The sequence below is a fragment of the Paraburkholderia sp. LEh10 genome, assembly GCF_017814945.1.
Lineage (GTDB): Bacteria > Pseudomonadota > Gammaproteobacteria > Burkholderiales > Burkholderiaceae > Paraburkholderia.
The window spans coordinates 1-8838 of record NZ_JAGIPX010000028.1; the positions used below are offsets into that span (position 1 = coordinate 1).

The 8838-nt window shown below is 57.1% G+C and carries 8 protein-coding genes; 4 read left to right on the plus strand and 4 right to left on the minus strand.

The window, feature by feature from the left end; all coding sequences use genetic code 11:
• Positions 1–250: 250 nt before the first annotated feature.
• The gene (locus J8I87_RS22790; protein WP_209934190.1) at positions 251–1774 is read left to right on the plus strand and encodes a mannose-1-phosphate guanylyltransferase/mannose-6-phosphate isomerase; all 1524 of its coding nucleotides are present in this window, start codon (positions 251–253) and stop codon (positions 1772–1774) included.
• 122 nt (positions 1775–1896) lie between these two features.
• Here the strand turns inward: J8I87_RS22790 and J8I87_RS22795 are convergent, their stop codons facing one another.
• Positions 1897–3267, minus strand: coding sequence for an undecaprenyl-phosphate glucose phosphotransferase (locus J8I87_RS22795; protein ID WP_209934191.1), 1371 nt, complete (start codon positions 3265–3267; stop codon positions 1897–1899).
• An 84-nt stretch (positions 3268–3351) separates the two neighbouring features.
• Positions 3352–4338 (minus strand): helix-turn-helix domain-containing protein, encoded by a 987-nt coding sequence (locus J8I87_RS22800; protein WP_209934192.1) that lies wholly within the window; start codon positions 4336–4338, stop codon positions 3352–3354.
• 479 nt (positions 4339–4817) lie between these two features.
• On the opposite strand from J8I87_RS22800, the gene J8I87_RS22805 reads away from it, so the two are divergent.
• On the plus strand, positions 4818–5969 hold the full coding sequence (locus J8I87_RS22805; RefSeq protein WP_209934193.1) for a porin: 1152 nt from the start codon (positions 4818–4820) through the stop codon (positions 5967–5969).
• A gap of 107 nt (positions 5970–6076) precedes the next feature.
• On the opposite strand, the gene J8I87_RS22810 is transcribed toward J8I87_RS22805, so the two are convergent.
• Positions 6077–6664 carry an NUDIX domain-containing protein gene (locus tag J8I87_RS22810; RefSeq protein WP_209934195.1) on the minus strand — a complete coding sequence of 196 codons (588 nt, stop codon included), beginning with the start codon at positions 6662–6664 and terminating at the stop codon, positions 6077–6079.
• 110 nt (positions 6665–6774) lie between these two features.
• Between J8I87_RS22810 and J8I87_RS22815 the strand changes: the two genes are divergently transcribed.
• Positions 6775–7530, plus strand: coding sequence for a DeoR/GlpR family DNA-binding transcription regulator (locus J8I87_RS22815; RefSeq protein WP_209934196.1), 756 nt, complete (start codon positions 6775–6777; stop codon positions 7528–7530).
• Positions 7531–7545: 15 nt separating this feature from the next.
• On the opposite strand, the gene J8I87_RS22820 is transcribed toward J8I87_RS22815, so the two are convergent.
• Positions 7546–7953, minus strand: a complete 408-nt coding sequence (locus J8I87_RS22820) for an SRPBCC family protein (RefSeq protein ID WP_209934197.1) — start codon at positions 7951–7953, stop codon at positions 7546–7548.
• 412 nt (positions 7954–8365) lie between these two features.
• Here J8I87_RS22820 and J8I87_RS22825 point away from each other — a divergent pair.
• A partial coding sequence (locus J8I87_RS22825) for a LysM peptidoglycan-binding domain-containing protein (RefSeq protein ID WP_209934198.1) occupies positions 8366–8838 on the plus strand: 473 nt, incomplete at its 3' end.

The following is an 8838-nucleotide window of genomic DNA, read 5'->3' on the forward strand; positions in this document are numbered from 1 at the left end:
GGGTATCAGACGGCGGTGGGCAGGTTCGGTACGCGGGCGTATGTGGAGGGGGTTGAGAGGATTCTGGCGAATGTCGCGGGCTTTCAGGTGGTGGTGCAAAAATGACAATTGCACCTCTCGCTGCATCGGTATATCGCCTTCGAAACTGACTAACCGGTAACAAGCGGATTCACAAGATGAGTTTAATAACATACGCGAACGTTTGCATACCTAAACTCCGACGCACGTATTAACACTTACGGAGTACTACATGACAGAATCATCCGAATTGCCGGTCGTACACAATCCGTTGTCAATAGACGTTCCTTCCGACGTGTCACTCAAGGTCCATTCTGTGATTCTTGCAGGCGGCTCAGGAACCAGGCTGTGGCCAGTGTCCAGAAAAGAATGCCCGAAGCAACTGATTGCCTTGATGGGCGAGGAGTCCCTGCTCCAGTCGACGGTACAGCGCCTGGATGGATTCAAATCCCACTATGAGCTTGCTTCGCAAACTATCGTCGTTTGTAACGAAGAGCATCGCTTTACGACTGCGGAACAACTTCGCGCGACAGGTAAGACATACAGTTTGGTGCTGGAACCCGTGGCACGAAATACAGCGCCGGCGTTGACTGCCGCCGCATTTTCAGTCATCGCCGCGGATGGGGACGGCATCATGGTTGCGATGCCGGCAGACCACGCCTTTCGTGACGTTGCCAGCTTCCAGTCTGCTGTCGGCGTAGGTGTCCTGCATGCCGCAAACGGTCATTTGGTCACGCTTGGTGTGGTTCCTACGTCCCCTGAAACTGGATACGGGTATATTCGACTTGGGCAGCCCTTGGGAGCAGACGGAAGAGCTGACATTCGTTGGCTCGATGGCTTTGTAGAAAAACCCTCTTCGGACGTTGCGAAACGGTATGTCGAGTCAAACGAATATTGTTGGAATAGTGGAATCTTTATTGTACGAGCATCCGTTTGGCTCAAAGCCGTGAAGCAGTGTCAGCCGGAAATCTATAAGGCATGTGAAGTAGCGCACGCTCGCGGCATTTCCGATGGAATCTTCTTCCGTCTGAATTACGATGCATTTAGCTCTTCTCCTTCGGACTCGATCGACTATTCGGTGATGGAAAAGATTGGCAAGCATGAATCCGTCTGCAGAGGCGTCGTTGTACCAATAGAAGCCGGCTGGTCGGACCTGGGCTCATGGGATTCGCTCTGGCAACTCATGCCGAAGGACAAAGATAAAAACGTGGGTCAAGGTGGTCCTGTCATGTTTGAAGGGGCTACATCCACCTTTGTGCATTCGGGCGGTCGTTTCGTCGCATGCGTCGGAACGCGAGATCTTGTCGTCGTGGAAACGGACGATGCTATCCTTGTTGCGGACAAGGCGTCAGTACAGGATGTGAAGAAGATTGTGGGGCGCGTTCAAGGCGAGCACAGCGGACTGATGGTTAATCATCGGAAAGTGCATCGTCCTTGGGGATACTACGATTCGATCGACAAGGGTGACCGGTTTCAGGTCAAACGGATTGTCGTGAACCCGGGCGCCAAACTGTCACTGCAGATGCATCATCACCGTGCCGAACATTGGATCGTTGTCCGAGGCACGGCGCATGTAACTCGCGGTGATGAAAGCTTTATGATGTCGGAGAATGAATCAACCTATATTCCGCTCGGCGTTAGACATCGCCTTGAGAACCCCGGGAGGATACCGCTTGAAATAATCGAAGTTCAATCTGGCTCGTATCTCGGCGAGGATGATATTGTCCGCTTTGACGATACCTATGGACGCGGCTAGATACGCCCGCATCCCTATGTCGCTATAGGAATCGCGCCCAAGGGGGCGCGGTGTAGAAGAAAGGTGTGCGTTGATTCACAACGCTGTGCGCCGTTTTCGTCGGGTTCTTCTCCAGAGAACGACTAGTAAGCTCCGTGCCCGGAGAAGCCCCTGATAATCGTTAGTGTAATAATCTTTATATCCATCCAGAAGGACCAGTTCTGGATGTAGTAAGTATCGAGGCGCACACGACCTTCCATCTTCTCGAGTTGTGCGGTCTCGCCCCGATAACCGTTGATCTGCGCCAATCCCGTGATGCCCGGCTTTATTCGATATCGAAACATATAGTCCTGGACAAGATCCTTGTAGTATTCGTCATGTTCGACAGCGTGTGGTCGAGGCCCCACCACAGACATCTCGCCGTTCAAGACATTGAGAAACTGCGGCAGTTCGTCCAGACTTGTGCGACGAAGAAATCGCCCGGCACGGGTAACACGCGTATCGTCTCGCTTGGCCTGCACGACAGTCCCGGTGCTGCCATTTCCTTGATACATTGTCCGAAATTTATAAATCGAGAATACCTCGCCATTCATCCCTTTTCGATACTGGCGGAACAAAACAGGTCCGGGAGAGGAGCATTTCACGGCAAGAGCGATCACTAGCAGCAGGGGCGAAAGCGACAACAACATGCATAGCGCGAAAATCCGGTCAAATATCTCCTTGGGCACGACACTCCATCCACGCTCCGGTGATGCCTTTAGATTGAATACACGCACGCCGCGGTAGTCGCCGGCGCGCGGTTTGATGGTCGCTTGTTCATCAATTACTGGAAGGACACGGATATTGACGAACTCGTGTTTGAATTCTTCGAGAAGTGATTTGACAGGGATTGGTTGAAAGGGTGAATTAAGAATCCAGATTTCTCTCAGGCTTTTCGCACGTACCGACTGAATGAACGATTGCAATTCACAGATTGCTGGAATGCGCTCGACGTTCGTATCGTGAGCAAGAGACGGATCAAATATCAGTTCGGGCACAAATGCGTCGCGCGTTTGTGCCGTGATACGGTCGATGAGATTGCCGTTGCCACCTGATGGTGCGACGATGGCGATTCGTGGAGGCGCGAACCACCACGAGCGGAAAAGAAGTGGTAGTGCATGTATCGAATATCGACCGACAACGAGCGCGCAAGCTGCGATGACCGTCCACCAAAGCAGCCAGTGGTTACGCGTTGCAGTGCCTGGATACACGTGAGACACAATTGCGAGAATGCTCTGTGCGGCAAACCAGGCGGCCAATGTTCTTATGGCGCTTACGATAACCGAATCGTTCCTGTAAGGCTGATAAACCCTTGTCAACTGAAATGTGACGAATGGCAGTGTCAGGCCTAACAAACCTAGCAGTCCATCAATATAGGAAAATGCTAAACCTTCTTGAAATACAAGATGCTGCGACACATACGCGGCGCCAGCAATGCAGAGAAAGTCGGTGGCTTTGGAAAGCGGTGTGAGCATCGGATGAGATGGATCCGCGAGAGTCAGTTAAGGGACGAAAGTTCGGTCCGGAACCGGAAGAGTCATCGATTCGTCATGTCGTCTCTATCGCAACCTGTTTCGATACTCAGTCGGGGAGATATTCCAGATCTGACGGAACAACCTCGCAAGACATTCGCCGCTCGTCAGCCCGCATCGGCGTGCGATCTTGTCGACCGGCAAATCGACGGACTCCAACATGGACGCAGCCAACTCGACGCGTGAACGCCGCAGGTACTCAGAAGGCTTGACGCCGATTTCCGCGCGAAAGTGACGCAAATATGAGCGCTCGCTCATCCCGGCCGTCTGCGCGGCGACAGTAACGGAGATTGACCTGTTGCAGTTCTGCGTGATCCACCGCGCGCTTTCGTGGATCTTCTGTTTGATCGATTTGCCGCTATCGTTCGCGATGGACGAAAATTCCGGCAATCCAGTGTCTGGTAGCAGTTCGAGTACGCGACGTAGAACCGGGATGCCAAAGTCCAACTTGATCAATTCGAGTGCTTGCCGCACTCCCGATCGCGTTGCATGAACTTGCGGAATAGCGATGTCGTCCGCACCGCGAAACCGTTGATCGCCTGCGGTGGTGCGCTTGCCCGCGGAGGACGCGTGACTTGAAACGCCGGCTGCGGCTAGTAGTACATCGCCGCTGCCAACTGGGAGAAGTTCGCTTGCGCTACCGTTGCCGTCGCGAAGCGATCCGACGTATGGTGATTCTTGAACTGCATGAAATGCGGCTTCGCCGCTAGCGACGAAAAGCGCCCGTGTCTCGCCCAAATATTCAATTTTCTGTGTCAGCACATGGATACACGCCGAACTCGAAACCCAACCGCCGCGGCTCGATACGAAAATGGTCCTGTAGCAAGGTGCATTGCCATGTCCAACGGCCAATACCTGATTGGCTTTGTCGAATACGTCGACGACCTTTGCCGCCGGTAACATCGAGAACCCATCAAACACGATGATCCCGATGAGGCGCGAAGCCCCACTAGTCGGCTGGTTTAATACGACGTGGGGTGGACTATGTGAAACGTCGCGATGACTTGTCTGCATCAATGCCTCCCTACGTTGTGACGACGCCGTGGCGCAAGGTGTGCTTTGGGCGGTGAATGGCGACGCCGACCATCCGAATTCCACCCGCCACTTCAATGTGCGCCCATCGAGGCGCAGAGGATACTAAGACCGTTCCACACCTCCAATCAGACAATTCCTATTCACATTGCAGATATCTTTGCTAGGGCGATCCCTAGCGAAACTGGGCGACGCAAACGCGAATTTCTCTAATAGACCCATTCAATCCGGCGAATTGATGCACCATTCGTGGGCATTTCACAACGATTTTCACAACCATTCAGGCTTCAACTGGACTATGCGCATCCGGTCGGGCAGCATCTCGTCCGTTGCATGCGCCTCGATACAGGAATGCAGGCAAGCGAAACGGCAAAAAGCTTGACTGACAGTAAGCATTGCGAAATAAAAGTTAAGTACACAAACACCAATCAACACATCTACCAATAAAAGGAGATCGTCCAATGAAGAAACAGGTCATCGCGCTGGCCGCAACCGCCGCATTCGCCGCACCCGTGTTCGCGCAAAGCAGTGTTACGCTGTATGGCGTGATCGACGAAGGCGTCAACTACACGAACAATGTCAGCGGCAGTAGCGTTGTCGAGCTGCAAAGCGGCTATGCACAGGGCAGCCGCTGGGGCCTGAAGGGCGCGGAAGATCTGGGTGGCGGCAACAAGGCGATTTTCCAGCTGGAAAACGGCTTCGACCTGAATAGTGGCCGCCTCGGACAGGGCGGGCGCATGTTCGGCCGCCAGGCATATGTCGGCGTGTCGAACGACAAGTTCGGTACGGTTACGCTGGGCCGTCAGTATGACTCCGTCGTCGACTATCTCGCGCAGACCACGGCGAACGGCAATTGGGCAGGCTATCTCTTCTCGCACCCGTTCGATAACGACAACACGGACAACTCGTTCCGCGTCAACAATTCGATCAAGTACGCGAGCCCGGAGATCGCCGGCTTTCAGTTCGGCGGTACGTATAGCTTCAGCAACGACACGAATTTCGCCAACAACCGTCAATACAGCTTCGGTGCACAGTACGCGACGGGTGGTCTGCTGCTCGCCGCTGCGTACCTGCAGGCGAACAACACGGGCGCGACGTCGGGCGGCGCAATCGCGACCAACGATGCAAGCTTCTTCGCACAACGCATGCGCGTGTTTGGGGCAGGCGTCAACTACACGTTCGGCTCGGCGACGGTCGGCTTCGCCTATACGAACTCGAACTACCACAACCCGACGGGCAACGGCTACCTCGGCAACCCGGCCGCGATCATCGCACCGGGCGCGGCGCTGAATACGTTGAAGTTCCAGAACTTCGAAGTGAATGCGAAGTATCAGGTCACGCCTGCATTCTTCGTCGGTGGCGAATACGTGTACACGCTGGAAAACTACGATGCGTCGACGGGCGGTGTGAAGCCCAAGGTGCACACGGTCGGCCTGATGGCGGATTACAACGTTTCGAAGCGCACGGACTTCTATCTGCAGGGCGTCTACCAGAAGGTCGCGGGCGACACCACGAACTCGATCATGGACAACGCGTTCATCATGGGCACGCAGGCTCCGTCGTCGACGGCGAACCAGTTCGCGTTCCGTGCCGCGATTCGCCACAAGTTCTAAGCAGACGATGTAACAAGCGACACTCGTGTCGTCAGATTTCCACGTATTACCCGTCGCGCTTCTTGCGAAGCACGACGGGTTTTTTTATTTCGCGTGGCGCTCGCGGCTTATTGCAGGAACAGATGAAGCGCGGCGTATTGCAACAGCATGATGGTCTTGCCGTCCATGATCTCGCCGCGCGCGACCCTCGCCAGCGCATCGTCGAGAGGCAGTTCGAGCACCTCGATATCCTCGCCCTCGTCAGCAATCCCGCCTCCGCGGCTCACGCGCGCGCCGGCATCGTATTCGGCGACGAAGAAAAACAGTTTCTCCGTCACGGAGCCGGGGCTCATGAACGCCTCGAATACCTTGCGTACCGATTGCACCCGATAGCCGGTCTCCTCTTCGACTTCGGCGCGAATCCTCTCTTCGGGCGACGCCTCCTCGAGTAACCCAGCCGGCGTCTCGATCAACATGCCATCATGCCCATTGACGAACGCAGGCAAACGGAACTGACGCGTGAGCACGACAGCCCGGCGTCGCGGATCGTACAGCAGCAGTGTTGCACCGTTGCCGCGGTCGTAAGTCTCGCGGCTTTGCCGCTGCCAGTTCCCATCGGCGCGCCGATAGTCGAAGGTGGTTTTCTTCAGCACGTACCAATCGTCGGATAGCACCTGAACATCGACGATTCGCACGCGGTCGGCCGTTTCGCTCATGAGCGCTCCTTGTTTTGTAACCCGATGGCCGAATCATGGTATCGTGCAGTTCGTGCATAATCAAGAAATTTCGTGCAGTCTCTCACGGACAATCAATCAGACAGAACAAGATGCTGACTTCCCAACGCAAGAAGCTGATTCTCGATGCGCTGAAGCGCGACGGCCAGGTGCTGGCGAAATCGCTGAGCGAGTCGTTTGGCGTATCGGAAGACACCGTGCGGCGCGATCTGCGCGAGCTTGCCTCCGAAGGGAAGTTGCAGCGTGTGCATGGCGGGGCATTGCCTTCATCGCCGGCGGTGGCGAATCTCGCCGGGCGCAGGGCGATCGGATCGGACGCAAAGGCGGCGATTGGCCGGGCCGCCGCGCAGATGATCGCGCCGGGCCAGATCGCGATCGTCGATGGCGGCACGACTGCGATCCAGCTTGCGCGTCATCTTCCGCTCGATCTGCGCGCGACGATCGTCACGCACAGCCCGAACATCGCGGTGGAGTTGTCAGAGCATGAAGCGCTCGAGGTCTTGGTGATCGGCGGGCGGCTGTTCCGTCATTCGATGGTGACTGTGGGCGCGGCCGCGATCGAAGCACTCGGCCACATTCGCGCCGATCTCTACTTCATGGGCGTTACCGGCGTCCATCCCGAGGCGGGACTCAGCACCGGCGATCTCGAAGAGGCCTACGTGAAGCGCGCGCTTGCGGCGCGCGCGGCGGAAACGATCGTGCTGGCGTCGTCGGAAAAGTTGAATGCCGCGTCCGCGTACATGATCGCGGGCATCGACGCGGCGAGCGCGATCGTCGTCGAGAAGGGCGCGCCGCACTCAGCGACGGCGCCGTTCGAGGCGCTCGGCGTGACGATCGTGCGTGCTTGACCCCAACCTTTCGCCTCACCGCGTCTCCAAGAACCGCTTCAATTCAGCAAGATCGCGTTCGACCCACTGCGCGTCGGCGGCAAATTGCGCATCGCTCGCGTCCGCAGCACGAAACAGCGTGACCAGCACCTCGCTGCCGCCGCCATTCGGAACAACGCGCATCGGGACAACTAGCTCGTCGCCCCGAGCACCGCTTACGTAATGATCGAGCACACCATACGGATTGCGCGGCGTGAAGCGCACGGCGACTTCGCGGCCGTCGGCGCTTTCGAAGATCCACTGCGAGCCGGAGCCACGCAACGGCTTGCCGAGTCCCGACGCCCACTGCGCGAAGGACAGCGGATGCTCCATGAACGCATACACCTCGCGCCATTCGCGCGCGATCGACACGCTGATCGTCTTCGATTCGGCAAGACCGGCCATGATGTTCCCCTCGACGGATGCGGTGCGCGCGACGGCGCATCTCAAGTTTCGCGCGCGCCGTGCCGATATGGAAAGGGCGGTTCTCGACAGCATGCGCGAAGGCTCGGCGAGCCGCCCAGGCAAGCGAAAAATACCGCTGATAAACATTTGTATCAGAGTGTTCGGGCCCAAGGGATTTCGGGTGCGATCACATTAAAATGCGCTTTTGATTTAGACGGCTAATCTGTCCCTTTGACGGAAGATCGCATAACGTTTGAAGCGGCTCCGCGAGGCCAGTTGGTTCCGGCAAATGGCCGGAGGTTGCAGCCGCAACGATGCGGCATGCTGCGCCGCCGCCCGCGGGTGTCGTTCGATGTCCGCCGCTGGCAGAGACGCGCGCATCCCGTCTTTGAACGAATAATGCGGAGAGAATATGTCGAAGAGTGGGCTCCACAAAGCCTGGGCCAGTTTCGCGAGCGTCACGCTCGCATTGATGTTGGGCGCTTGCGCGCATATCGGCGAGCAGAGCGCGAGTGACAACGGCGCTGCCTCGGGCAAGCAGACGGCGGCTGATCCCGCATCCGCAACGCCCGTGCCGTCCGCGCCGCAGACGGTGGCGCAGCCGGTGCCGCCCGTCATCTACAAGGTGCGGCGCGGCGATTCGCTGGCGCGCATCGCGCGCAGCCATAACGTCACCGTCAAGCAGATCGTCGCGTGGAATCATATGAAGCCGTTCTCGCGCCTGCATATCGGGCAGCCGTTGAAGTTGTCGTCGCCGGATGCGGTGAAGATGGTCGCCGTGCCTGTGAGCACGGTGTCGGGCGCGAGTGGCGCGACGTCCGTCGCCGGCGGCGCATCGGACGCCGCGGCGCGCGCCCCGGCCGGTAACAATAGCCACAGCAACAA

Bases quoted from the DNA above. Each gene is read 5' to 3' on its own strand.
- J8I87_RS22810 (WP_209934195.1), bottom strand. From the start codon at position 6,664: ATGAGCGAAACGGCCGACCGCGTGCGAATCGTCGATGTTCAGGTGCTA.
- J8I87_RS22805 (WP_209934193.1), top strand. From the start codon at position 4,818: ATGAAGAAACAGGTCATCGCGCTGGCCGCAACCGCCGCATTCGCCGCA.
- J8I87_RS22820 (WP_209934197.1), bottom strand. From the start codon at position 7,953: ATGGCCGGTCTTGCCGAATCGAAGACGATCAGCGTGTCGATCGCGCGC.
- J8I87_RS22815 (WP_209934196.1), top strand. From the start codon at position 6,775: ATGCTGACTTCCCAACGCAAGAAGCTGATTCTCGATGCGCTGAAGCGC.
- J8I87_RS22800 (WP_209934192.1), bottom strand. From the start codon at position 4,338: ATGCAGACAAGTCATCGCGACGTTTCACATAGTCCACCCCACGTCGTA.
- J8I87_RS22790 (WP_209934190.1), top strand. From the start codon at position 251: ATGACAGAATCATCCGAATTGCCGGTCGTACACAATCCGTTGTCAATA.
- J8I87_RS22795 (WP_209934191.1), bottom strand. From the start codon at position 3,267: ATGCTCACACCGCTTTCCAAAGCCACCGACTTTCTCTGCATTGCTGGC.